Origin of the sequence: Arthrobacter sp. NamB2 (assembly GCF_005281365.1) — a bacterium.
Lineage (GTDB): Bacteria > Actinomycetota > Actinomycetes > Actinomycetales > Micrococcaceae > Arthrobacter_D.
Window position 1 is genome coordinate 448,726 of the sequence record NZ_SZWI01000001.1, and the last position, 23,297, is coordinate 472,022.

22 protein-coding genes, 1 other RNA gene and 1 pseudogene are annotated in these 23,297 nt (G+C 61.2%); 18 read left to right on the plus strand and 6 right to left on the minus strand.

Features of this window, described 5'->3' with window-relative positions; genetic code table 11:
- Nucleotides 1-67: 67 nt before the first annotated feature.
- The 3 genes from FDK12_RS02045 to FDK12_RS15425 all read right to left on the minus strand — a co-directional run bounded on the left by FDK12_RS02045 (nt 68) and on the right by FDK12_RS15425 (nt 2,863).
- Nucleotides 68-661 carry a recombinase family protein gene (locus FDK12_RS02045; RefSeq protein ID WP_137367982.1) on the minus strand — a complete coding sequence of 198 codons (594 nt, stop codon included), beginning with the start codon at nt 659-661 and terminating at the stop codon, nt 68-70.
- A gap of 1,688 nt (nt 662-2,349) precedes the next feature.
- Entirely contained in the window at nt 2,350-2,640 is a 291-nt protein-coding gene (locus tag FDK12_RS02050) for a hypothetical protein (RefSeq protein WP_137367983.1), read from the minus strand.
- A gap of 94 nt (nt 2,641-2,734) precedes the next feature.
- Nucleotides 2,735-2,863 carry a helix-turn-helix domain-containing protein gene (locus FDK12_RS15425; protein WP_411266148.1) on the minus strand — a complete coding sequence of 43 codons (129 nt, stop codon included), beginning with the start codon at nt 2,861-2,863 and terminating at the stop codon, nt 2,735-2,737.
- A gap of 409 nt (nt 2,864-3,272) precedes the next feature.
- Here FDK12_RS15425 and FDK12_RS15430 point away from each other — a divergent pair, with 409 nt between their 5' ends.
- Nucleotides 3,273-4,454, plus strand: coding sequence for an HNH endonuclease (locus FDK12_RS15430; protein WP_223263062.1), 1,182 nt, complete (start codon nt 3,273-3,275; stop codon nt 4,452-4,454).
- 412 nt (nt 4,455-4,866) lie between these two features.
- Here FDK12_RS15430 and FDK12_RS02060 read toward each other — a convergent pair whose 3' ends face one another.
- The 3 genes from FDK12_RS02060 to FDK12_RS02070 form a co-directional block, all read right to left on the minus strand.
- Nucleotides 4,867-7,278 (minus strand): hypothetical protein, encoded by a 2,412-nt coding sequence (locus tag FDK12_RS02060; RefSeq protein WP_137367985.1) that lies wholly within the window; start codon nt 7,276-7,278, stop codon nt 4,867-4,869.
- Entirely contained in the window at nt 7,266-7,712 is a 447-nt protein-coding gene (locus FDK12_RS02065) for a hypothetical protein (protein ID WP_137367986.1), read from the minus strand. Before FDK12_RS02065 ends, FDK12_RS02060 begins: the two co-directional genes overlap by 13 nt.
- A 65-nt stretch (nt 7,713-7,777) precedes the next feature.
- The gene (locus FDK12_RS02070) at nt 7,778-8,470 is read right to left on the minus strand and encodes a hypothetical protein (RefSeq protein WP_137367987.1); all 693 of its coding nucleotides are present in this window, start codon (nt 8,468-8,470) and stop codon (nt 7,778-7,780) included.
- Nucleotides 8,471-8,921: 451 nt separating this feature from the next.
- Between FDK12_RS02070 and FDK12_RS02075 the strand changes: the two genes are divergently transcribed.
- From FDK12_RS02075 to FDK12_RS02155, 17 genes and pseudogenes are all read left to right on the plus strand, one after another.
- Nucleotides 8,922-10,013 (plus strand): hypothetical protein, encoded by a 1,092-nt coding sequence (locus FDK12_RS02075; RefSeq protein WP_223263028.1) that lies wholly within the window; start codon nt 8,922-8,924, stop codon nt 10,011-10,013.
- Nucleotides 10,014-10,368: 355 nt separating this feature from the next.
- Nucleotides 10,369-12,441: a P-loop NTPase fold protein gene (locus tag FDK12_RS02080; RefSeq protein WP_137367989.1), complete on the plus strand. Its 2,073-nt coding sequence runs from the start codon at nt 10,369-10,371 to the stop codon at nt 12,439-12,441.
- Nucleotides 12,442-12,915: 474 nt separating this feature from the next.
- Nucleotides 12,916-13,266: pseudogene (locus FDK12_RS02085) on the plus strand (CpaF family protein); the annotation flags it as partial.
- Nucleotides 13,263-14,120, plus strand: coding sequence for a type II secretion system F family protein (locus FDK12_RS02090; RefSeq protein WP_137367990.1), 858 nt, complete (start codon nt 13,263-13,265; stop codon nt 14,118-14,120). The pseudogene FDK12_RS02085 and the gene FDK12_RS02090, both read left to right, overlap by 4 nt.
- Complete coding sequence (locus FDK12_RS02095) at nt 14,117-15,058, plus strand: type II secretion system F family protein (protein WP_137367991.1); 942 nt, start codon at nt 14,117-14,119, stop codon at nt 15,056-15,058. Before FDK12_RS02090 ends, FDK12_RS02095 begins: the two co-directional genes overlap by 4 nt.
- Nucleotides 15,059-15,100: 42 nt before the next feature.
- Nucleotides 15,101-15,307: a hypothetical protein gene (locus FDK12_RS02100; RefSeq protein ID WP_137367992.1), complete on the plus strand. Its 207-nt coding sequence runs from the start codon at nt 15,101-15,103 to the stop codon at nt 15,305-15,307.
- A 6-nt stretch (nt 15,308-15,313) separates the two neighbouring features.
- The gene (locus FDK12_RS02105) at nt 15,314-15,736 is read left to right on the plus strand and encodes a TadE family protein (RefSeq protein WP_137368268.1); all 423 of its coding nucleotides are present in this window, start codon (nt 15,314-15,316) and stop codon (nt 15,734-15,736) included.
- Nucleotides 15,717-16,217 carry a hypothetical protein gene (locus FDK12_RS02110; protein WP_223263029.1) on the plus strand — a complete coding sequence of 167 codons (501 nt, stop codon included), beginning with the start codon at nt 15,717-15,719 and terminating at the stop codon, nt 16,215-16,217. The genes FDK12_RS02105 and FDK12_RS02110 overlap by 20 nt, the downstream gene beginning before the upstream one ends.
- Nucleotides 16,218-16,231: 14 nt before the next feature.
- The gene (locus tag FDK12_RS02115) at nt 16,232-16,750 is read left to right on the plus strand and encodes a pilus assembly protein TadG-related protein (protein WP_317616702.1); all 519 of its coding nucleotides are present in this window, start codon (nt 16,232-16,234) and stop codon (nt 16,748-16,750) included.
- Between the two features lie 214 nt (nt 16,751-16,964).
- Nucleotides 16,965-18,080, plus strand: coding sequence for a peptide chain release factor 2 (gene prfB / locus FDK12_RS02120; protein ID WP_104118114.1), 1,116 nt, complete (start codon nt 16,965-16,967; stop codon nt 18,078-18,080).
- A gap of 226 nt (nt 18,081-18,306) precedes the next feature.
- On the plus strand, nt 18,307-19,011 hold the full coding sequence (gene ftsE / locus FDK12_RS02125) for a cell division ATP-binding protein FtsE (protein WP_137367993.1): 705 nt from the start codon (nt 18,307-18,309) through the stop codon (nt 19,009-19,011).
- Complete coding sequence (gene ftsX / locus FDK12_RS02130; RefSeq protein WP_137367994.1) at nt 19,008-19,922, plus strand: permease-like cell division protein FtsX; 915 nt, start codon at nt 19,008-19,010, stop codon at nt 19,920-19,922. Before ftsE ends, ftsX begins: the two co-directional genes overlap by 4 nt.
- Nucleotides 19,923-19,926: 4 nt before the next feature.
- The gene (locus FDK12_RS02135) at nt 19,927-21,489 is read left to right on the plus strand and encodes a M23 family metallopeptidase (protein ID WP_137367995.1); all 1,563 of its coding nucleotides are present in this window, start codon (nt 19,927-19,929) and stop codon (nt 21,487-21,489) included.
- A gap of 70 nt (nt 21,490-21,559) precedes the next feature.
- Nucleotides 21,560-22,033 carry an SsrA-binding protein SmpB gene (gene smpB, locus FDK12_RS02140; RefSeq protein ID WP_104118111.1) on the plus strand — a complete coding sequence of 158 codons (474 nt, stop codon included), beginning with the start codon at nt 21,560-21,562 and terminating at the stop codon, nt 22,031-22,033.
- A complete protein-coding gene (locus tag FDK12_RS02145; RefSeq protein WP_137367996.1) occupies nt 22,030-22,404 on the plus strand; it encodes a hypothetical protein in 375 nt (124 codons plus the stop codon). The genes smpB and FDK12_RS02145 overlap by 4 nt, the downstream gene beginning before the upstream one ends.
- A gap of 112 nt (nt 22,405-22,516) precedes the next feature.
- Nucleotides 22,517-22,885: a transfer-messenger RNA gene (gene ssrA, locus FDK12_RS02150) on the plus strand.
- Nucleotides 22,886-23,031: 146 nt separating this feature from the next.
- A complete protein-coding gene (locus FDK12_RS02155) occupies nt 23,032-23,259 on the plus strand; it encodes a hypothetical protein (protein WP_137367997.1) in 228 nt (75 codons plus the stop codon).
- Nucleotides 23,260-23,297: the final 38 nt, after the last annotated feature.

Here is a 23,297-nt window from a genome sequence, read left to right on the forward strand (position 1 = left end):
AGCGTTCCTAGGCCCCCTGCAGGGGCAGTGGGGGCGTGTTAGGTGGGCTGTCGAGCCCGCCCCGCAGTTATGCCCCTGCCTTCGCTTCGAGGGCATCCAGGCGTCGATACAGGGTTGCCCTGGACATTCCTAGATCACGTGCCACCCCTGCCGCTGATTCGCCGGATGCGATCAGGCGTGCCGCCTTCTTGATCTGCGAGTCCGTGAACTTGGCCTTACGTCCACCGAGATCCTTGCCCGCCGCACGTCGCTTGGACACGCTGTCCGTGATCCGCTCCTTCTTGATCTCCAACTCCATTTGAGCCAGCGCCGCCAGCACTGTGAAAACCATGCCACCCATCGGCGTGCCGGTGTCTACGTCACCCCCGCCGAGATTCAGTACGCGGAGCCCTGCGCTCCTGTCCCTAATCTCCTCAGCCAGCGCCAGCATGTTTCCAGTGGAGCGCCCCAAGCGGTCCAGCGTTGTAATGACCAGAGTGTCTCCCTCGTGCAGGGCAGCCAACGCCTTATCGAGCGCCACCCGAGAGGCCTTCGCACCACTGACGCCGTGATCCACGTAGAGATCGTCTCGCCGCACACCAGCGGCCAGCAGGTCGCTCTCCTGTCGATCCGTGTCCTGCGCCCGGGTTGATACCCTCGCGTACCCGATGAGCTTTCCCATGCCCGCTCCTCCTTGATGTGTCTCGCAACAGTGTTCGACTACACCGAACGTAGCAAGAACTTGCGAGACAGTCCAGCGAGACGCTTTCGGGCCTACCCTCAGGGCATATCTGTCTCTTAACCAAAGTGTCTCAGTTCTCTTGGGTTGAAAGACAGATGGTATGGGCAACCAGGGAAGGGATCGTTCTGTCGAACGGCCCATTTAGGAGGGGGGGGTACACCCCCCTCGATCACCCGCTGGCCCCGGCCGTCCTAGCCGCTCCGGTCGCTTACAGGATGAAAAGTTTTCGGGCTCCCTGGCACGTGTATGGATGGGCGGAAGCACTGGCCCGAAGCCGACGGTCCTGCCAGACTCTTCGTCCGATGGAACGGACGGCGCTAGGGGGAGCCCTTAGCGCCTTGGGGACCGACTCGTGCACGAGTCGGTCCCACGTAGGAGATCTTCCACGACGAGCCCCGGCAGTTGATCTCGCGAGGATCAACCTCACGCCGGTCGTCTTGGTGATTATCTTCAGCCACCAAGTTGGTGAGGTATGGGGAAATGAGGGTGGACTGGGCGTTAGTGGGGTGGTGGGAGGGGGGAGGCGTAACGTCCACCCTTAAAGTACGAGCCCTCGGGCGTTGACGGCATGATCCGGGGCATTGCCCTGCCGTGCCTACGACTGTGCCTACGGCTGTGGCTGCGCCATAGCCCCGGCTCCTTGGTGGGGAAGGTGCTGACGACGGAGAGACAGGTTCCACACGGAGGATGAATCTCGGCAAACCCGTCCTGGGAGCCGTAAGCGGCTTGGGCCGCACAACGGCTGTCTAGACCAAGACGCATGTAATGAGCTTTGGTCTTGTCCCACTCGCGTGCGGCGCTGAGCGTGCTGGTGTTTTTGGGGTTGGTCATAGGACCCTCTCAGGTTGAGTGATGGAAGGAAGATCGGTGAGAGACGCGGAGCTTGCTCCGCCCTGCGGGCTACGCGGCGCTCCGCTTGGCTCCTACGTGGTCACGGTCGGAGCCCTCAAGGCGTAGGCGAATGACGTCTCAGGCTTCTACCTCAGCCGTTACGGAGCCCAAGCGGAGTAGCGGCGGTGATGCCGCCGTTTCCCTGGTTCTGGTAGGTGAGGGACGAGCCAGCAGAACGCTGGCCTGCGGGCCAGCCTCTGCACGGGAAGGGCTGGCCTTGGGGGCCAGCCTCGGCGAGCGAGAGTGAGCCGTTTAGGTCTTTATAGATAGGAGGACATTCGGTGTGACCGCCGGTCAGAACGGCGGGGCACCCTGGTCCGTGATCCATGGCGGGATCGGGTCGTGCTTACCGGGGAGTGTCCACGTGTCGGTGTTGAACCACCCGGGGTTCTCTACAAACCAATCCAGTCCCAAACAGCCCGTGATCGTCTCACCATCGGGAACGGCTTCCCGTATAACGAGGACGTGGATACTGCTGGAGTTGAACCGTGGAGTGCTCTGCAAGAGTCCTGCGTCCCGGGCGGCATCCCAATGCCGTGTGATTGTGCGGACGCTGGTGAGACCCACGCTCCGCGCTACCGTCTCGCGACTTACGAACGTTTCCCCGGAACGGTCGGCATAGTTGATCAACGCGGTCAGCGTCCGCTGCACGGACGGTGAGACAGGAGAACCCTGGACTATGGCAAGGTATCGCTCGGGGCAGTACCGGGCAACACGAGTCTTCAGCGGTGCCTCTGTCACTGCTCCATTGGCAGGGTCAGTTCCCAGCCGTTGCTGTACCCCGGTCCCGAGGACCGGTAGGAACCGAGATAGCCTGCGTCGCGTAGCTCTCGCACGGACGAGAACACGGCCCCATCATTGTGTGGCCGTCCTAGTGCCTGATTGCATCGCCGGAAGTTGGTCATGGCGATAGTCCCTGTGGCAGTCGCCGCGGCCAGGACGGAGGCGACCGACTCTATCGCCGGGGAGAGGGTGGGATCACCGCACACGGCGGCGCGCCAGCGGTCCCGGTAGTCGTTGGTGAACATCGTGATGGTTGCTCCTGGTCAAGTTGAAGGCATAAAAAAGGCCGGCTCCTCAGCGGAGGAACCCGGCCAGTAGTGGCAGTAGAACGTGCAGCGCTTAGGACACGTGGGCCCACGCACGCCCGGTCAGAATCCGGGCAATCATCTGCTGTGTGACGCCGAACAGTTCGGCAAGGTCGCGCTGACTGATCAGCCCTGGGCTATAGCTCCCGCGGATCGCACGCACGGCGTCATCCGAGAGTTTCGCGGACGGGTGAGACTCACCCCGTAGTGATGGCAACGAGGGTTCCTCCTCTCAAGTTTGTTGTTCTCGGTTGTCTAACGCAGGCCACAGCACTCGCCCGTAGGCAGCTGCTGTCAATAGGTAAATACTGTTCAGAACTCGGAAACAGAACATCACCCCGAAAAGTCTCACGATGCGAGACAGGTCGGCACAAGGGGCGCAAGCGATTCGCCGCTACTCGACTCACGTCACAGGTTTTCTCCGTTGCCCACTTGCGTGTTTGCTCCTTGTAAGACTGGTGCGGGCGGAGGGCCTCAACCTGTGTCAGCGGATAGTGTCGGACCCCTCTGCTCTACTAGTGCCACAGGCAGGCGCATCAGGTGCGAGCGGAGCGTAAGGTCGGGTGCAAACGATGGAAACCGGTCAAGTGAAGGCAACCGTGTCCGTAGGTCCCGACTCCGTCTCCTCGACGAGATCGGGCAGGGATGCGGAAGACTGCGAGATTGCACCCCGGTCAAGCGAGATCCCCGGGGCGAACCAGTTCAGCGCTTCGGACCGGGCTCGGTTCTACGAAAAGACTTCCCCTGCGGAGAGCGGCTGCCTGCTGTGGACTGCCGGTGTAACCACTGCGGGGTATGGGAAATTTTCGCTGCATGGGAAGACGATTTCAGCCCATCGAGCTGCATGGATGTTGACGCACGGCGAAGTGCTGTCTTCCGACCAATTCGTGCTGCACTCCTGTGACACCCGCCTCTGCGTAGAAATTACGCACCTGAGGATAGGAACACACGAGGAGAACATGGCGGACAGAAAGGCCCGAGGCCACTACAACACATCCCGGGGAGCGAACAACCCCTTTGCCCGATTCAGTGACGAAGACGTCGCCCACATACGAAGCATGATTGGCCGCGGAGTTGATTTTGGGGACATCGCCGGAATGTTCGAGTGCACTCGAGGCTACGTGCGCTTGATTGCCGAGGGGAAGCTGAGGTCTAAACCAACGACAGTTCCCTCACAACACGTGCTGGCCAATTTGGAGCAGAAGACCAAGGCTCAGGCCCGCCGAACCCGGATTGTCGAAATCACCGCGACTATCCATCCAGAGGATGAGATCGAGGGGGAAGAGTGGCGGCAAACTCGGTTTGACGGATATTGGGTCAGTTCCCTCGGGCGGGTTCGCGGTCGGACGAAAACGGTCCTCAAGCCTTACATCACTGTAGCCGGCTACGCGGTTGTGCACTGCGGGCGTTCAAACCCAAAGGGGGTACATGCGCTCGTATGCGAAGCATGGCACGGTCCGCCCCCCGCACCTGGGATGCACGCTGCCCACTACAATGGGAACCCGCTGGATAACAGAGCTGACAACCTTCGTTGGGCCACACCCTTGGAGAACATAGGGCGCGACAGGTTGCGGCACGGAACAGTGCCGAGAGGTGAAAATCACGCCAACGCGAAACTAACGCAGGAGAAGGCTAGGGCAATCCGCGCTCAACTGCCCGGCCCCCGTGGAACGATCGCGCGCCTTGCTCGGGAGTACGGTGTGACGAAAACGGTGATCACTAACATCCGAGATAACGTCACCTGGCGGGCCTAGGAGGAGTGGGGGGCATACTCCGCCCCGGTGTTACTTACGATTAGGTCGGGGGTGCACTTGACGGCTTTGGCGTTTACCAAGCATTCGGCGAAGCTGCCACGTGGATGTAAGAAAAACGAAGGAGCGTGCCGATTACGCTCCTGACGAAGCTGAGTAGTGCGATGCCGAATGCTGCTACCGCCAGCCCTGGCGCCTGCGACGCTCTCCAAAGACTGAGCGTGGCTGGCACGATGCGGAGGTGCAATAGGGTAATCAAGGCCGCGGAAGCCCTATCGGGAGAGTAGTTCTGGAGGTTCGTTAGCCTATTTTGAGTGTGCTGCAGTAGGTCCTAGGCTGCCGTTCTTGAGAGTCTGTGGCGCCAACGGGGTCCAGGTGTTCAGAACTCGGTGTCTTCAGTGGTGCCAACTTAAACTCAGGAGGCGATCAGGTGACCCGCCGCTTCCCTGATTACACGAGCACGATGTTTTGTCGCCAACGCCTCGACTACACAGGCGACCTCCGCCCCATACTGCCTCCAGTCCTCATCCTTCGAGAGCTTCTGCAACCCGTGAAGCGTTAGCAACGGAGTCCGGACGCCGCCGCTACCCAACGCCTTGAGTATTGCGGCGTGCACGAGGGATCTGATGCCAGTAGGTATATTGCCGACAAATGCTAGTTGTTTAGCAGCCTCTGAACGCACAGTCGCATCAGCGTCTTGAGTCAGATGAAGCAGTAGTAGCTGCGCCCACTCCCATGACCCGTGGAAGGCAGCGACGTCGGGCAGCATCCCACAAGCAGCAATTCGTTCCTCAGACAATGTGCTTCCCGCCAATTCGGTAGCCGAAGCCAAGGCTTCATCTCGACTTAGAATACCGAGGACAGCCCCAGCGCGGAGAGCCTCACTAAACTTGGAGCGAGGGTCTGGATCCGAAAACATATCCACTTGGCTCGACGCAACGACAGCGTGCCAAGTAGACGCCAAACTTGACCTAACGCTGTCCGGCACGCCTTCCATGCCATACTCAGCAACGCGGCTAAGAGATCTCGCCTTGAACTCACGCGGGACGTTCGGGTCAGTCAAGAATGAGGTTAAAGAATCCCATACTGCTGGCCGAGCATAAGTCTTTGCATAAACAATGCTCAACTCTCCAGTGTCCACACCACCATAGGAGAAGGTTCCTTTACTAGCGCTTTCACGCGTCCTATCAAGGTCCTTTATGCAAGTTGCATCAGCAGATAACAGCGTTTCTGCCGTAAGTGAGGCAGCGCCCACATTACCATTGACCAAATAAAGGACTAGATCTTGACCGGTCAGTTCGCTAATGATCTCTTCGTGATCGAGTGTGTCCTGCAGTCCGCGGGCCCGGCGGGCTAGATCTCGCACAGCGAACCGTTCGACGTTTTGTGCACCCCAGGTTCTCCATGCGGAAATCAGATCTGGGTCCACTTCGTCCCAGTCAATTAGATCCATTAGCCTGACAAAGTCTCTCTCAACCAACTCGAGGGAAGATGTCTGTTTGGTGGCGTCAAATGCCACCTGAGCCGTTTCATTATCCTTTCCGCTGCCCGGTAGGAGTTTGACGATGGCGCTCCAAACAATCCGTTCGTTCTCGGACTGGGCGCCAGGGGTGCCCTTAGGCGCCCGAATATATTCGAACGCCCCGCCTAAAGCTCTGCTTAACATGTCGGTAGACAAATATTGCGCTGCCCAAGAAAGTACCATGAAGTCCAAAGCCGATGCGTCTCGGGGAAAATCTCTACGTTCAAGGATCATGGAAGCATCATTGAACAATGCAGCCTCTGGTCCTTGAAGATAGATCCATTCCAGCACGCGCTTTAAGCTGTCTTTAGCCCTCGCTCTTCTAAATAATCGGATTGCGTCCTGTACAGCCCAGGGGGCGTCATCTGTGGGATTACGAAGGATTTGTAGAATTCTATGCTGGGCGAGGGCCTCCCTCCCTCTCATGAACGCATTAGCGTCGCCGGACAATTCCGAAACGAGGAGCGTCTCGAGGGCGGGCGAGAGTACAGGGTCGGTAGTAGACCAAGTGCGTCGCTTAACTTGAGATCCGATTGCCTGTTCGAACATCTGCTCGACGAATTTACGGTCACGAGTTCCGGCCGCTAGCGCCACTCGGTGGTCGGGCCAGGTGGATCGCGCTTTAACGACGTCTACCCAGGTGGTTCCTTGAAAACCCTCCATACGAGCACGCAACTGTGTGCTGTGCGCCGTTATGGAACGATGGATGTCATCCTGAACTCGCGAAGAGTCCCAACTGATGCCCAGTGACACCAAATAGGCGTCCCATTCGCCCTCCACCCCGAGGAAGATGTCTATTTTTCTAAGAGTCTCCATTGCCTCGGCGTAGTCAAATAGCTCGAATTGACGCGCAGCAATTTGCTGGTGCAACAAGGCTAAGGCGAGAGCGGAACTCTTGGACGATGGGACATCTTGCAGACCGGCGGCGAGCGACTGCAGCCGCTCAATTGCGACACCAAGCTCATCTAGCTCTACCTCAGCGACGGCGGCGAACAGGGCCGCTCCTATGCGGCCGCCTGGTGTAATCGTCTCGTTCTCAGCAAGTATCCAGAGATCATCGGCGCCGCTGCGGACGGTGTTGTACTTGACCGACCTTTGTGCAGCGTCGACTAGTTCGAGCATCCAGCCCGCATGCCCTTCGGATAGTCGACTCCTATGTTGGTCGAGATCTACCAGTCTGGATTGAGCCACCAAGGCCAAAAGACTTGGACCAGTAACTGTCTCGTCGGAGAAGTTCGGATGCGGGGCTATCGCCCACGGTGCAGCGATAGCAGCGATCCATGCTCCGTCTCCTAAATTCTCCATGGTGCCCTCTCATAACCCATCAGTGAAACGTAGTCCTCTTCTATGCTTTGTGTTTCACTCGACTGTGCGCTCACCGTGCCGAGTTGACGTAGGGCTAGTCGAATGTGTTTTTCTGCCTGTACTTTCATCTGCTGTGGCTCTAGAACTCGAAGAACATTTTTCTTGATCACGTGGCTAAGTTTCGTGTGTGCCAAGGCAGCAATGGAATCTTCCTCTAGCGAAGGATAGGCGGGCTGGCATGCAACCAATACGACGCGTGCCTGAGACTCCAAATCAAAATGACTTAGAGCATCCTCTAGATAACTGCCACTAGCAATCGTATCGTGAGTGCTGGCCGGGTAGAGAAGAAAGTGCAGAATAGCGTTTCGTCCCGTCTGCGAGTCCAGCTTTATTGGATGGACGTCTGATTGAACAACTGCGGCCGCATCTTCCATTGCTTCCTCCCACTCTATCCCGAGCATAAGTAGGACGCGATAGTGGACAATCGGCCTAGAGCTTGTCACGATTCCGCCAAGACCGTCACAATGACCTTGCTCCGATCGAGGTATAGCACCGCTTTCGAGTCGTGTTCAGGATTGCCGCATTCTTGAGAGCTGACCTCGATAGGAATGAGTGCTGCTATACCTTTTAGGTCATCGCGAGCTACTGTGCCGTCGATATTGTCTGTGATCGCTGGGCATGTCTCCGAAGCATCCGGAGGGAGTTCGGTGATTTGGATGGAAACATTGATTTGGTCGTCGGGGAAGACGGCGCCAATCGGCGGCATCAGAATCAATGCTAGTAGTCCAGCAAGCCCGAAAAACTTTCCAAAATTCATTCGACGCGAAATGGCGTTTACTACCTTGACGACATTTTCCTCGGAAGAATCGATTGTTTGCTGGGTTGACTCTCCAGCGACTGTATCGGGTGACGGCCTTCCGTCCCCACTCTTTGCGCGGAGGCTGTACATGGATGCACTGAGAAACAAGCAGACGGCGATGGAGAGGAGGACGATCCCGACATAGCCGGCTAGCCTCACTGCCGTCGGGAGTGATTGGCCCTCGGCGGAGAAAACGAGGCCCGCTGCCAGAGCTCCTGCGGCGGTGGCAAGCAAAGTGGCGACGGCTCGCGCCCGATCTCGATACCTGTCGGCGTCGGCGCGGTACGAGGCAATAAGGGCACGTGCTTGTTCATCAAGAGTTGAGACGCTCACTCGGTCATCGTATGCGACGTAAGAGGCCCACGAAGGCGGCTTGTCTTACGCATAAAGTTGAGAAAGGAGAACGCGACGACCACCGCTGAGGATGCGCTCATCTCTCGGGCTGGCGCGATAGCGCCCTGCCGTCGGCTCCTTGCGTGAAGCGCGCCTAAGCAATCTTCGGGCTGCCGGAAATGCGAAACTGCCAGCAGCGATGAGAGGCTCGAGAGTTAGTCGAGCCCGCTTTGTGCGACGCGCAGCGGCGCCACGTCCTATCTGTTTGTGCGCCTTCCCCCGCATACGATGTACCGGCAGCTCAGACGCAGCAAAGGAGGATCAGCTCGTCAGAGTCCTCATTTGGATGGGGCTCCGGCAGCGGAAGCGCAGATCTCGGCCGGTCAGGTTTCATCCGATGGTGTCGCCGCCGCTGCAGCATCGCGTTAGCAGCTATTACCCAGAGGAAGTCATGATCACTCCCGCGCAGCTCGCCCTTGAGCTCAACGTCACTGACAGGTATGTCCGCGCCCTGTTGCGTGAACACTTCGATAAACTCCCGCCCGAGAAAACTCGCTGGCTACTCGACACAGATCAGGCCGACGCAGTCCGTGCTCGTGTAGGCGCCCACTCTGGTAAGCGGAAGTGGGTTCTTCAGCCGGGCGATGAGGTCCTGCGCGTTTCTCTTCATGCCGCCTTCGGAGGGCAGGAGCAAGGAGGAATTTCAACCCCCAAGTCCACTTCTGACGTGTTCATCTTCACCGACCCCGACAAGGGTGCGAGGTACGGGTATGACAAGTTCGAGGGTCTCCGCGAAGACGGAAACTATTCCTACACCGGAGAGGGCCAGGTCGGCGACCAAGTGATCGATAAGCGCGGAAATGCCGCGCTTATTCGGTCCGCTGCGCAAGGGCGCATCATCCGCCTGTTCCGCACGAAAAAGACCTATGCCACCTATGTCGGTTCTTTCACTCTGGGCGAACCCGCTTACTGGGAGTCCACAATTCCGGACATCAATGGTGATGATCGCCGCGGGTACATCTTCAACCTCGAACCCATCGATGCCGACACGCAGCTGTTGCCGGCATACGGCGGCGAGGAACTTACGTCGCCCGCGATGAGGGACTGGTTCCCTCCCAACTTCTCAGACATAGTCGTGGAGGGCGGTGAGCTCCCGGTCGGGCCTGAGGGGCGTACTGTTTCCCGGACTGAGTTCAAGCTTCAGAGTGGCTTCGGCCAATGGCTGACGACAACGGGACACGCGCCCAAGCGCCTCAGTTTGCCGATCGATGGCTCTGCTATTGAGCCTGACTTGTACGTGCCCACCCAGGGCTGGATCGTGGAGGCCAAACGCTCAGTCAGCCGGGCTCATGTCCGTACCGCAATCGGTCAGGTTCTCGACTACGTGCACGTAGCGCGACGCTTCAGCATCGACGCAACACCGGTCGTCCTGTTTCCGGCCGCGCCAGCGGGCGATCTCGTCGAGCTTATCCATTCCGTGGGCATAACCCTCGCCCACCCGCTAACGGACACAGAGGGCTTCGCGGTCGTGCCGCCTGTTTGATCTGCTCGGCCGTTCAGATCCGGTAACGGCCCTGAATGCATCTTAGAAGCAGCCTGAACCCCGGACTACCAAAGATGACAGGCTCACCAGACCGTCAGCAGGATCTTGAGCCTGAGGTGAAGTGCTATTGAACATCGACCGGTGCTTTCCTGGATGCGCCCGGCGCGCGCGACTTGACGTGAGAGGATGACGAGCGGACGGGCCCGTTCTTGAGCTATTCCTTGGCGACAGAGCTTAACTCTGACTGCTGCATCCTTGCAATATGAGCCGCCATGGCTCCGATCCCTTAGATAGAGTTACCTAAGCCGTGACGGCGATGGTTGGCTGGACATGATTCTAGACGAAAGCGGCACTGATGAGTATTGGCTTTTCTCCACCGGACATCAACAAAGTGCGCGGGGAGTACGTGAAGCTGGCGAAATCTAGCCACTATCAGCATTACGATTCGTTTAGGCAGCGTATCGATGCCGGCATGGAGATCCTAATGCCAGGAATCGTTGAGGACTTAAACGCCTTCCATGGTTCGCTCGCATCTGAGCTAACCGACTATCAGAGTATTCATAGGAGCGCCCGAAAGAACAGTCGGTCGCTTGCGATTGTAACGGCGCTGGCGCTGATTCTGACCGTAGTCTCAGGAGCGGTGATCTGGAGCACCGGAGCCGCTAGCGACCAATGGCTGCTGCTACTGGTGACGATCTCCTTCGCGGTTGCAGCGGCGGTAACCTCGGCTTTCCGAGCACGGGCACGATCTGTAGCACTTCGGATTGAAGCGGAAAGCAAAGCACTTGAGGTTCAATTGGAGCGCAGGACTAACGCGTCCGTCAAGCAAGCATTCACTAGGGTTCTAAACGAGACGCTCGGCCCAGAGAACATGCTGCCTTTTCCGACCGTCGCCCCACGTCTGGTAGAACTCAACACCTCCGCTGTTGTGCCATCAAGCACTGCTACTTTTCTCAAGAACTTTGTGGAAGGTCACGAATCTTCGGCCATAGGCATTGCTGGACCTAGGGGCAGCGGTAAATCTACGCTGATGCGGGGCTTGACCTCAGATGCGGAACACATCGACAGGTCCGTGTGGCTTACCGCGCCCGTTCGCTACGATTCCGTCGACTTCGTTCGACGACTGTATCTTGAAGTTGCAAAGAAAGTCGATGAAAGAAACGGCGGCGAACTTAGGAGCTTGCGGCGACGAAGGTATTCGTCGGTGCTGATCGGTCGTACTATTATCGGTGCCATCTTATTCACGATCGGCTTTGCGTTGATTTTCTACGATTCCTACGGGGGCGAGATTTTTTCCCAACCAGCCTTTAGTGCCACAGGGGTTGCCGGAATGATACTCTTTACGAGTGGGCTACTCGTAGTTCTTCTGGGGGCAGTGGCGAGTTTGACTAGACGGTCGTATGTCTTCGGAGGAGGGGTGACTGGACAGCAGGGTTACGCGGCTTTCCTAGCCCGGGAAGCCATCACCCGACTCTCCTTCGACAGGGAGACTAATACCAAAAGTAAGAACGTAGCAAAGTTTCTCGGCGGAAGTCTCGCCCTTGAAGATGAGAACTCAGTGACGCTCAAGGATCGCGCACTTTCACACGCGGACCTTATCAGCGAGCTACGCAAGCTTCTGCAAGCTTTCGCTGAAGAAGAAGATAGCAAGCCGGTGATTATCGTCATTGATGAACTCGACAAGATCAGTCTAACAACGGATTTGGTTGATACTGTTAACGATCTCAAAGACTTGTTTCATATTGAGGGAGTTCATTTCATTGTCTCAGTTTCAACGGACGCTTTGCTTAGCTTTGAACAGCGGGGGCTAGTTGCGAGAGATGCTTTCGATTCCTCTTTCGATACTATCGTTCCCGTCCGCGCTCTCAGCCTGGACGAGTCGCTTCAAGTTATCTCTGCTCGAGCGGAAGGCTTCCCGCCTCTCGTAAGCGCGTTTTGCCACGCCTGGTCGGGTGGGCTTCCCCGTGAACTGTTGCGCATCGCCAGGCGCTGTGTGGAAATACAGCGGTCCACGAAGGAAGCGCAGCCCGTAGAACTTCTGGTCCGCACAGTCATAGCCGAAGACATCATCTCTCTGGTGGAAGCCGCGATGCGCTCGACTAGCACAGCGGCAAAACGGGACTATCTGCATCAAGTTCGTCTACACGCGAGATTGTTGCGCGAGGGTCACGTAAGCACCGGTTCTTCCGTGAGTATTCCTAAATCACTGCAAAGTATCGCTAATGTCGCCGCTCTTGGCGAGGGCCTAATCACGTATTTCGCCACTTCAGTCAGGGTTGGTGACGCTGAATGGTCCACGCCTGAGCGTTACAGAGAACCTCTCGAAGCTTCGGCTCGAGCAATGGCGCTTAAAGGAGAACCCGAAGAAATTAGGGCTGAAGCGTTCGAAAAAGCATCAGCAGTTCTGCTTTCGACACACGGGACCTAAGGCGCTAGCAGCGGCCAGAGTCCACACGTGGTGGACGACCTAATGCCAACATCGCCTAGTTCGAGCTGACGTACGTGGGCGACCCCGCCGACGCCTTTGGGTAGCGTTGAACGGCCGGGGCGGCCTGGCGTGTGCGAAGGCCGGTGACCACGGTGGGACGTCGAGCGAACCGCCGACCAGTCCGGGGATTTGCTGTGCTGGGTAGATGGCCGTGTGAGGGTCATTGCTGCAGATAGGACCAAGAACCAGGCGTACCCGGTTCGGCGACCGACTACGCCTGCCGGGTCTTTCTCGCTCCAGCGCTTAGTTCGGGTGACACCTACTACACAAACACCATGGGGTGTCATCTGGTGCAAAGTCGTGAGGTGCTCTGTGCGTAATGACACCTCGGCCGCGCCCGAACGGTCGGTCGCCTCGTCGGCTGTTCAGCGGGGAGCATGCACTCAAAGTTGAGGTGCGTTTGACCGTAGTCCGGGCTTGCCTGGCATGTGCAGTGTCCACGCCAATAGCGCGCATGACGCGATCACGAAGATCTGTACGCTCCCGCTTCTTGCTGGCGCGAACATCTCGAGCAGTTTCGTCGTGCCGACGGTCGCTTCCTGTATCGACCTTGTCGTCCACTGCGCGCGGCTCCCTGGGGGCCAGCGGAAGGTGGTGGAGATCGTGGCACTGGGACGCCGGGTGGAGAACGGCGTCATCGAGTCCTCCCACGTGTTCCGGCGCATCGACGGAGGCCTCCAGGTAACAGCGAGCGGAATGCCGGCAGAGGATAAGTTCAGCGCCGCGGGTGTCGACGTGTCCACCTTGCTCGGCGCCCGAGCATGAGCACGGCGCTCGGGGTGGGCCTCGGTGCAGGATTCTTCCTGATGTGGTGGTCCTGCTGGGAGCGTCCGGTCAAGGGGCGGCGGGCACCTGCTCGACGACGGAGAGTCGACGAACTCCTCCTGCGAGCCGGCGTCGAACGGGTATCGTCGCTCGGGCTCATCGCTTCGTGCGGAGGGGTAGGCACGTTCGTCCTGTTGCTCGGCTTCGTTCTGACGGGTTCCGCGCCGATCGCATTCTGCTTCGCACTCTTCGGTGGAATATTGCCGCTCTCCATCGTCAGGTGGAGAGCAGTGAAACGGACGGCTTCTCTCCGCGAGCTGTGGCCCGATGCAGTAGATCACCTCCGTTCTGCCATCAGGGCGGGTCTCTCACTCCCAGAGGCGCTCATACAACTGGGTGACAAGGGTCCCCTCGAACTGCGCCCCGCCTTCCGCGCCTTCGGATCCGATTACCGCGCCGGTGGCCGTTTCGACGACGCGCTCAACCGGTTGAAACAGCGGCTGGCCGATCCGGTCGCCGACCGGATCGTCGAGGCGCTGCGGATGACGCGCGAGGTGGGAGGGTCGGACCTGGGCCGGCTGCTCGGGACGCTATCGGAATTCCTGCGGGATGCTGCACGAACACGCAGCGAACTCGAGGCTCGGCAATCATGGACCGTCAACGCTGCACGGCTCGCCGTCGCCGCTCCCTGGCTCGTGCTCACGCTGCTGGCGACCCGACCGGAGGCGATCCGTGCATACAACTCGGCAGCCGGAGCTGCCGTACTGCTCGGCGGACTCGTCGTTTCCGTCGTCTGCTATCGCGTCATGCTGCGCATCGGCGCCCTGCCGAATGACGAGCGGGTACTCAGGTGAATCCGGTTCTCGCTCTCGCGGCGCTCTGCGGGCTGGTTCTCGGCGTGGGTCTATGGCTGTTCATCGCTCGCCTGCCCGCCCTGCGGGCGATCTCCCTGACGGAACGGGTCCGGCCGCAGTTGAGAGCGGTCGACCTCCAATCGAGACTGCTGACTGATGCCCCCGCGAACGTCACTCCCTTCGGTCCGCTCGAGAGGATCATGAAACCCCTGCTGGCCGATGCCGTGTCCTGGTCGCACCGGTTCAACCCTGCGAGTGCCGCTCTTGCGCGCCGCCTCGCTCAAGGGAGCCAGGGACAGACGACGAGTGATTTCAGGGCCCAGCAACTCCTCTGGGCGGCAGGTGGTATGGCCGGTTCCACGTTGGTCATGGTGGTCCTGGCGGCATCCGGTTCCGCCAACCTGCCGCTGGCGGTTGTGATCGTCCTGGCCAGCACCGTATTCGGTTTCGCCGGAAGGGATTATGCCCTCTCCAGCGACATCAAACGGCGCGAGACGCGCATGCTCGCAGAATTCCCGAGCCTCGCCGAACTGATGGCGCTCGCGGTCTCTGCAGGCGAGAGCACGACCGGGGCGCTCGAACGTATCTGCAGGACGGCGAACGGCGAGCTGGCAAAAGAATTCACCCTCGTCCTCGCAGCCACGCGGGCGGGCGTTCCACTCGTCGACGCACTCCAGAACCTCTCCGACCGGACCCGCCTCGCTCCGCTCGCGCGATTCGTGGACGGCATCACGGTTGCCGTTCAACGCGGCACTCCTCTCGCCGACGTGCTGCGGGCGCAGGCGCAGGATGTCCGGGATCTGGCGAAGCGGGATCTGATGGAGTCCGCGGGCAAGAAGGAGATCGCGATGATGGTGCCACTCGTCTTCGGCGTCCTTCCGCTGACAGTCCTGTTCGCGGTCTATCCGGGAATCGCCCTGATCAACCTCGGCTTCTGAACTTTCGACCATCACAACAACGGGGGAACCAGTATGAGAATCATGACCAGCACAGTGCGCCGCATCCTGCCGCTCCTCGCCTTCGCAGCGGCGGTGCTTCGCGCACCCGATGATCCCGAACGGGGCGACGTCCCCGGTTGGGTGATGATCACGTTGATGTCGGCCGTCCTCGTAGCGGCACTGCTGGCGATCGCCGGGCCGGCCCTGGAAGGGCTCTTCAACCAGGCGATCGATCAGGTCTCGCCCTAGGTGAAGCTGCCGTGGGGAAGGGCGCACACCAAGGCCAGGCAGGGGGACAGCGCGCCGAGCGACAGTGAGCGGGGTGCCGCCGTCGTCGACTTCGCGCTGATCGGAGGGCTCCTGACGGTCACCTTCATCGCCATCATCCAGTTGACGCTCGTGCTGCACGTGCGGAACACCCTGATCGATGCGGCTGCGTCGGGTGCGCGCTACGGCACGCTGGCCGACCGTAACCCGCAGGACGCCCTCGGTCGCACGGAGGAGTTGATCCGCGGTTCACTCGCCGATTCCTACGGGTCCGACATCTCCGTTGGCGAGAGCACCGTCGCCGGCGTCAGGACGCTGGAGGTCGTCGTCCGCGCGCCACTGCCCGTCATCGGCTTCATCGGTCCCGCGGGGATCATGGAGGTGCGTGGACATGCAGCACTTCCGTGCTGACCAGGATACGCAGCATCATGAGTCGGCCGGGATGGGCCTACTGCGACGGATGGTCTGCGCCACACGGCGCAGCGATGAATCGGGAAGCGCGGTCGTCGAGTTCGTGTTCCTCGGTGTCCTGCTGCTGGTGCCGGTCGTGTACCTTGTCCTGGCCGTCGGTCAGCTTCAGGCCGGTTCGTTCGCCGTCGTGGGTGCCGCCGATCAGGCTGCCAAGGTGTATGTCGATGCCCCGACCCCCCAAGAGGCGGAGGCGAGGGCTCGGGAAGCCACGGACATCGCCCTGTCCGACTTCGGTTTCAGTCAAGGCCAGGCGCTGCTCGATATAGCGTGCACCTCCGAGTGCCTTGCACCGGGTTCCACCGTGACCGTGACAGTGCGCCTCGACGTCCCCCTTCCACTGATGCCCACCGTCGCCGGTTCCTACCCCTCGGCAGTGACCGTGGATGCGGTGGCGACCCAGGTCGTCGAGCGGTTCGGCTGATGCCGGACAGGATGGTGAGTTCGGCCCCGTGGCGGAAACCGGAGCAGGCCGTATCTTCGGGTGCATGGGACTCCGGGGATGACGCTGGGGACGGGCACCGTGACGCCGGACAGGTCGGGATCCTGGTGATCGGTTACCTGCTGGTATCACTGCTCGTTCTCACCGTCGTCCTCGCGGTCACCGCTGTCTATATCGAGCACAAGAAGCTGCTCTCGGCGGCGGACGGTGCAGCGCTCGCTGCCGCCGATGACTACAGCATCGACATCGGAACCGTGGGCGGCACCGCGACGACGCCCAAACCTACGCTGCGCGACGCGGGGGTCGAGCAGTCGGCCGAGGGCTACCTTGCCGCAACAGGTGCTGGTACCCGTTTCGAGATGCTCTCCATCGATCCGGCCACCGGGGCACCTGACGGTCGGACAGCCCGCGTCGTCCTCACCGCCGTCGTGCGCCCGCCCATCGTCAACGTCCTCGTGCCGGACGGTATCCCCATCGTTGCGACGGCCAACGCGCGCGCGCAGCTCACCCGGTGACCGGAGGGGACGAACCCACCCTGCCGCGGCCTCCGGTGCGTCCAGCTGCAGGACGGGAGACAGGACCGGCACCCGCCAGGCTGACCGGACACCGGCACAAGGGGCTTTGTCTGCGTATGGGGGTGTGATCGTGAGCAGTGCGCCCGCGGACGAATCCGCCCGTTCTGGTGCCCCCCGCTGCCATCCCACGGCCATGACGTAGGCTGGAATCACCATGGCAACCACTGATTTTCCCGCAGAAATCCGCGCCCTCCGCGCGAAGTACCAGTCCATCGTGCAGGTTTCGGACATCGAGGGGATCCGCAAGGACATCGACGAGCTGAGCGAGGAAGCCGGCGCGCCGGACCTGTGGGATGATCCCGCAGCAGCCCAGAAGGTGACGTCGAAGCTGTCGCACCGGCAGTCGGCACTCGAGCGCCTCGAGACCCTCGAGGGCCGCATCGACGACCTCGAGGTGCTCGTGGAGTTGGCCCAGGACGAAGGCGACGAGGACTCGCTCGCGGAGGCCGAGAAGGAACTCGTGTCGCTGAGCAGGTCCCTGGACGATCTGGAGATCGTGACGCTCCTCGCCGGTGAGTGGGACGAGCGCGAGGCGGTTGTCACGATCCGATCGGGAGCCGGGGGAGTGGACGCAGCCGACTTCGCCGAGATGCTGCTGCGCATGTACCTGCGCTGGGCCGAACGCCACGGCTATCCGACCCAGGTCCTCGACACGTCCTACGCGGAGGAAGCGGGACTGAAGTCCGCGACCTTCGAGGTCAAGGCCCCCTACGCGTTCGGCACCCTCTCGGTCGAGGCCGGAACCCACCGCCTTGTCCGGATCAGTCCCTTCGACAACCAGGGCAGGCGGCAGACCTCGTTCGCCGCCGTCGAGGTGATCCCCCTCATCGAACAGACGGATGTCATCGAGGTGCCGGACAACGAGATTCGCGTCGATGTGTTCCGCTCATCCGGACCGGGTGGACAGTCGGTCAACACCACCGACTCCGCAGTCCGCCTCACGCACCTGCCCACGGGACTGGTGGTGTCGATGCAGAACGAGAAGTCGCAGATCCAGAACCGCGCCGCTGCCATGCGTGTCCTCCAGTCCCGCCTCCTGCTGTTGAAGAAGGAGCAGGAGAACGCGGAGAAGAAGGCGTTTGCCGGTGACGTGAAGGCATCCTGGGGTGACCAGATGCGTTCCTACGTGCTCAACCCGTACCAGATGGTCAAGGACCTCCGCACGAACCACGAGGTGGGCAACACCTCTGCCGTGTTCGACGGCGAGATCGACGACTTCATTGATGCCGGTATCCGCTGGCGCACCAACAATCGCAACGACGTGTCGTAGCGAAGCCTCCCGGCCGTCCGGCGACGTATCCGGGCGATCGCACGGCCGCCTGATCGACGTCGGGTCCGCCTGTCGGCCCTGCGCGGGCGTGAGATCCGTCCTTGCGTGCGACACACCCGCCGGGGTAGCGGGCGCATCGTGACGGCGTCGTTATAGTCGAGGAGCCGGTGCTTCCTTCCCCCAACAGATGCCCGTGCCCCGGCGGACACATGGGCGCAGAGTGATCATGATCAGATTCGACAACGTCACGAAGACCTACGACCAGAAGTCGCAGCCTGCCCTCGATGCCGTCTCCCTCGACGTCGACCGCGGCGAGTTCGTCTTCCTCGTCGGTGCTTCGGGCTCGGGCAAGTCGACCTTCATCCGCCTCGTCCTCAAGGAGGACCAGGCGTCGAAGGGCGCGGTTTACGTGGCCGGCCAGAACGTCGCGAACATCCCCAGCTGGCGCGTTCCCCGTCTTCGCCGTGGAATCGGCGTCGTGTTCCAGGATTTCCGGCTGCTCCCCAACAAGACGGTGTTCTCCAACGTCGCCTTCGCGATGCAGGTGATCGGCAGGAGCCGGGCCGTTATCCGCGAGACCGTCCCGGATGTACTCGCGACGGTCGGCCTGGAGGGCAAGAACAACCGCATGCCGCACGAACTCTCCGGCGGTGAGCAGCAGCGCGTCGCGATTGCGCGCGCCATCGTCAACCGGCCCGGGATCCTGCTCGCCGACGAGCCCACGGGAAACCTCGATCCGACGACGTCGATGGGGATCATGAAGGTCCTCGACAGGATCAATCAGAACGGCACCACGGTGGTCATGGCGACGCACGATGACGACATCGTCAACACGATGCGCAAGCGCGTCGTCGAACTCCACAATGGCTCGGTCGTGCGCGACGACGCGCATGGCATCTACGTGGGAGAAGCAGGAGCGTTGGCCGAATGAGGCTCGCGTTCATCCTGTCCGAGATCGGTTCGGGCATCCGCCGCAACCTGTCCATGGTCACCTCCGTGATCCTGGTGACCTTCATCTCGCTGACCTTCGTCGGCGCAGCCGGCCTGTTCCAACTGCAGATCAACCAGATGAAGGGGTACTGGTACGACCGCGTTCAGGTCACCATCTACCTTTGCGTCGACAACTCGTCGGAGACGAGTTGCGCCACGGGCCCGGTGACCGAGGAGCAACGCGCCGCGATCCAGGCCAAGCTAGAGTCCGAGCAGTTCGCTCCGTACGTGGACACCGTGTCCTACGAGTCGCAGGAGGAGGCGCTGGGCCACTTCCGGGACCAGTTCGCGAACTCCCCGATCGTCGACTCGGTCACCGCGGACCAGCTCCCCGAGTCATTCCGCGTGAGCCTGGTGGATGCCGAGAAGTACGAGGTCATCAACGAAGCGTTCTCCTCGGAGCCGGGCGTCGACGCGGTGAGCGACCAGCGCGACTTCCTCGAGGCGATCTTCCGCTACATGAACTGGGCCTCCGTCGTCGCGCTCGTGATCGCCGGCATCATGACCTTCTGCGCCATCCTGCTGATCGCGACCACCATCCGGCTCTCCGCGTTCAGCCGCCGCAGGGAGACGGGCATCATGCGCCTCGTCGGCGCTTCGAAGGCCGTGATCCAGCTGCCGTTCATCTTGGAGGGAGTTATCGCTGCAGTCATCGGCGCGGTCCTCGCGTCGGTCACGCTGTGGGGGACGTCGAGATTCCTGATCGACGGCTGGCTCGTCAACACCTTCCCACAGACGGCGTTCATCTCCTCCCAGCAAGTGCTGCTGCTGGTTCCCGCTCTCATCCTTCTGGGAGCAATTCTTGCGGGACTCTCGTCCCTGCTCACTCTCCGACGATACGTAAAGGTCTAAAACGATGCCGCTCAGCGCCAGGGGACACGTGCGCCACCCAGCAACCTGGTGGTCCCGGCAGGACAAGAAGGCTTTCGTCGTGCGGGGCACCGCCGGCACGTCGGTTGCTCTCGTCGTCGCTCTCGCCCTCGGGTTCAGCACGCCCGTGGTTGCGGACGAACTCGACGACCGCAAGAGTGCGCTCGAGAACGAGATCGCCGAGGTCCAGCAGTCGATGGAGTACCTTGACAGCGACATCGCGGAGACCATCGGCGCACTGAAGACCTATCAGGGCCAGCTCCCCGGCGCCCAGCAGGCGCTCGCGGACGCCCAGGGCAGGGTGGAAGCGGCGACCGACGAAGTGGGTGCACTTGCGGTCCGGGTCGACCTGGCGCAGGAGACGAAGACGAAGATCACCGAGGAACTCCGCGCCGACGAGCAGAAGATGGACGAGACGCGCAGGGTCATCGGGCAGATCGCCACGGAAGCCTACAAGAACGGTGGCGTGCCGACGAACGTCTCGCTGCTTCTGGGAGCCGAGGGCGTCGAGGACTTCACCGAGTCGATGGACATGGTGGACCAGGCACTGCGGAGCCAGAACGCCGCGATGGAGCGCCTGTCGGAGCAGAACGCGACGAACGCGAACAGCCAGGCCCGTCTCGTCGCCGTCGAGGCCGAGATCACCAAGCTCAAGCAGAAGGCCGACGACGCGCTGGCCGCCGAGCAGTCGGCGCGCGACGCGGCCGCAAGCGAGAAGGTCAAGGTGGACAAGCTCGTGGCCGACACCTCTGCATTGTCGGCCAAGCTGCAGGAACAGAAACCCGTCATCGAAGCCAAGCTGGCAAGCGTCGAGAATGCCCACCAGCAGGTGAACGCGGACATCGCCGAGCGCCAGCGGCGCCAGATCGAGGAAGCACGCAAGGCCGAGGAAGCCCGCCAGAAGGCGGAGCAGGAGCGGCTCCGGGCTGAAGCGGAAGCCGCGGCAGCCGCTGAGCAGGCCCGCCGCCAGGCTGAAGCGGAAGCCGCGGCAGCCGCCGAGACGGCGCGGCGGGCAGCAGAAGCCGCAGCGGCGAACCGACCGGCTCCTGCGCCGGTCCGGCCCGCGCCGGTTGCACCGGTTGCCCCCGTGGTCGCGGCGCCCCCGGCGGCGCCGCCATCGAACCCCAGCTCGTTCGGCCTTCGCGCGCCTGTCAACGCTCCCATCAGCTCGGGCTTCGGCTGGCGTCCGACGCCGGTCGGCACCATCGACTTCAACGGCACCGGCGGTTACATGCACACCGGTATCGACTACGGCGTCGGATGCGGTACGCCTCTCTACGCACCCGCGGCCGGTGAGGTCTGGTACGCGGACTCCAACGTCCTGCCGGGCGCGGGCAACCGGATCGTCCTCAACCACGGAGTGGTCGGCGGCAACGCCCTCGCCACGAACTACTACCACCTGACGAGTTACCTCGTGTCGGTCGGTCAGCGCGTGAGTGCGGGCCAGCTCATCGGCTACACCGGCACCACGGGCAATTCCACCGGATGCCATCTCCACTTCGAGACGATGCTGAACGGTACGTTGGTGGACCCGATGGGCCTGCTCTAGGTCGTAGGATGGAAGGCACTGCCGTCCAGCGGACTGCCGTCCGCAGCAGCGTCGTCGAAGGAGTTGTGCCGTGCCGAAGGAAAGTGGCCGGAAAGTGGTGGCCACCAATCGGAAGGCTTTCCACGACTACGCGGTGCTCGACACCTACGAGGCCGGCATCGCGTTGATGGGTACCGAGGTGAAGTCGCTGCGCGCGGGACAGGCATCGCTCCTCGACGGTTATGCCATCTTCTACGGGGACGAACTCTGGCTCGAGGGCATCCACATCTCCGAGTACTCGCAGGGCAGCTGGACGAACCATGCCGCGCGTCGGAGGAGGAAGCTCCTCCTGCACCGCGAGGAACTCACGAAGATCTCGCAGAAAATCCGCGAATCCGGCTTCACCCTCGTGCCGTTGCAGCTCTACTTCTCGAACGGCAAGGCCAAGGTCGAGATCGCGGTGGCCCGGGGCAAGCGTGACTACGACAAGCGTCAGACGCTGCGGGAGAAGCAGGACAACCGGGAGGCGCTGCGCGCCATGCGCGAGAAGAACCTCGGCGCGTGAGCGATGTCTTCTGGGAGGCACAGGAGGACGGCGAGCCTGAGCCGTCGGAGCTGACCTACAAGCGCCCCTGGTGGGTAACGGCCGGCGCGCTGGTCGATCTGATCCTGCTCCTGGTCGTGGTGCCCGTCGGAATCCTCTCCCTCATTCCGTTCGTGTTCCTCGTCTATGTCTACTTCGCGCAGCTGCTCGTCTGGATCTCGCCGGTGATGCTACTGCTGAACATCGCCATCTTCTGGTGGAGCTTCCGCCGCAAGCAGGCCGGCACCACGGCTCTTGCAGCCCTCGGCATCGCGTTCGTGACCCTCGCGTTCGTCGTCGTGCGCCTGTGGCAGTCCCCGATCGTGATCCTCGGAATCACCGTCGGTCAGTAGTGCGCCCGTTCTCCGTGGGCGAAGCACGTGGACGGGCGGGGAAGGTGCGCTAGAATGAAGGTCGATCGGCCGCTGGGCCGGTTGAAGCAGGAATCACTTGATAACTGAACATGGGGATGACAGGTTTCGACGATGTTAGTCGCGACAGGGGAAGCGGGCCGAGGATACAGGGTTATCTCGTAAACGCTCCTTGTAAAACAATAAGTGCCGAACAAAAGCGCACTGACTTCGCTCTCGCTGCCTAAAGCAGCCTAGCTAGTCCGTCAGCCCGGGTTTGCTCTCGCCCCGGATACTGGCGTCATTTAGAGGGCCACTGCTCCCGGTCCTCGTTGTAGGGACCGGGGGGACTTTTATACAACTGGGCTTGGCAGCCACTTGTTTGCACGATGGCTGAAGCCGAGAAAAACCGACGCAAACTGCGCCCGGAGAAGCCCTGACTACACTGCATCGGACGCGGGTTCAATTCCCGCCATCTCCACAACCTCACAGCGCTCCGTCGGACTCCGACGGGGCGCTGTGTCGTCTGCAGCGTGCCTGGTGTCGGCTTCCGAGACCGGGGCGGCAGCGAGTATCGCGTTTGCTCCGAGCACCCCGTCCGTCGGCCCACCGGACAACTAGACTTGGGCGATGAGTTGGACTGACAGGCCGCCGGGGTGGCTCCCGCCACTGCCACCGCCCAACAGGGGTCGAGGTCTGATCGTGCTCGGCTGGATCCTGGTGGGCGGCACGTTCGCCTATATCTTCGTGATGAGCTATCTGGGTGGCACCCACACCCTTTTCACGCTGGTTCCACTCCTGCTCGGTCTTCTGTGCCTCATCGTCGGCCTGCTGCGGCGGGACAACCGGCAGCGGTAGGCGGCTGACGGCTTGCCGGACAGTTAGTTACACGATAA

What these genes read in the sequence shown, in the direction of transcription:
- ftsE (WP_137367993.1), top strand. Translation starts at nt 18,307, where the DNA reads ATGATCAGATTCGACAACGTCACGAAGACCTACGACCAGAAGTCGCAG.
- FDK12_RS02100 (WP_137367992.1), top strand. Translation starts at nt 15,101, where the DNA reads ATGACCAGCACAGTGCGCCGCATCCTGCCGCTCCTCGCCTTCGCAGCG.
- FDK12_RS02080 (WP_137367989.1), top strand. Translation starts at nt 10,369, where the DNA reads ATGAGTATTGGCTTTTCTCCACCGGACATCAACAAAGTGCGCGGGGAG.
- FDK12_RS15430 (WP_223263062.1), top strand. Translation starts at nt 3,273, where the DNA reads ATGGAAACCGGTCAAGTGAAGGCAACCGTGTCCGTAGGTCCCGACTCC.
- prfB (WP_104118114.1), top strand. Translation starts at nt 16,965, where the DNA reads ATGGCAACCACTGATTTTCCCGCAGAAATCCGCGCCCTCCGCGCGAAG.
- FDK12_RS02110 (WP_223263029.1), top strand. Translation starts at nt 15,717, where the DNA reads ATGCAGCACTTCCGTGCTGACCAGGATACGCAGCATCATGAGTCGGCC.
- FDK12_RS02065 (WP_137367986.1), bottom strand. Translation starts at nt 7,712, where the DNA reads ATGGAAGATGCGGCCGCAGTTGTTCAATCAGACGTCCATCCAATAAAG.
- FDK12_RS02090 (WP_137367990.1), top strand. Translation starts at nt 13,263, where the DNA reads ATGAGCACGGCGCTCGGGGTGGGCCTCGGTGCAGGATTCTTCCTGATG.
- FDK12_RS02075 (WP_223263028.1), top strand. Translation starts at nt 8,922, where the DNA reads ATGATCACTCCCGCGCAGCTCGCCCTTGAGCTCAACGTCACTGACAGG.
- FDK12_RS02155 (WP_137367997.1), top strand. Translation starts at nt 23,032, where the DNA reads ATGAGTTGGACTGACAGGCCGCCGGGGTGGCTCCCGCCACTGCCACCG.
- FDK12_RS02060 (WP_137367985.1), bottom strand. Translation starts at nt 7,278, where the DNA reads ATGGAGAATTTAGGAGACGGAGCATGGATCGCTGCTATCGCTGCACCG.
- ftsX (WP_137367994.1), top strand. Translation starts at nt 19,008, where the DNA reads ATGAGGCTCGCGTTCATCCTGTCCGAGATCGGTTCGGGCATCCGCCGC.
- FDK12_RS02135 (WP_137367995.1), top strand. Translation starts at nt 19,927, where the DNA reads ATGCCGCTCAGCGCCAGGGGACACGTGCGCCACCCAGCAACCTGGTGG.
- FDK12_RS02045 (WP_137367982.1), bottom strand. Translation starts at nt 661, where the DNA reads ATGGGAAAGCTCATCGGGTACGCGAGGGTATCAACCCGGGCGCAGGAC.
- FDK12_RS02050 (WP_137367983.1), bottom strand. Translation starts at nt 2,640, where the DNA reads ATGTTCACCAACGACTACCGGGACCGCTGGCGCGCCGCCGTGTGCGGT.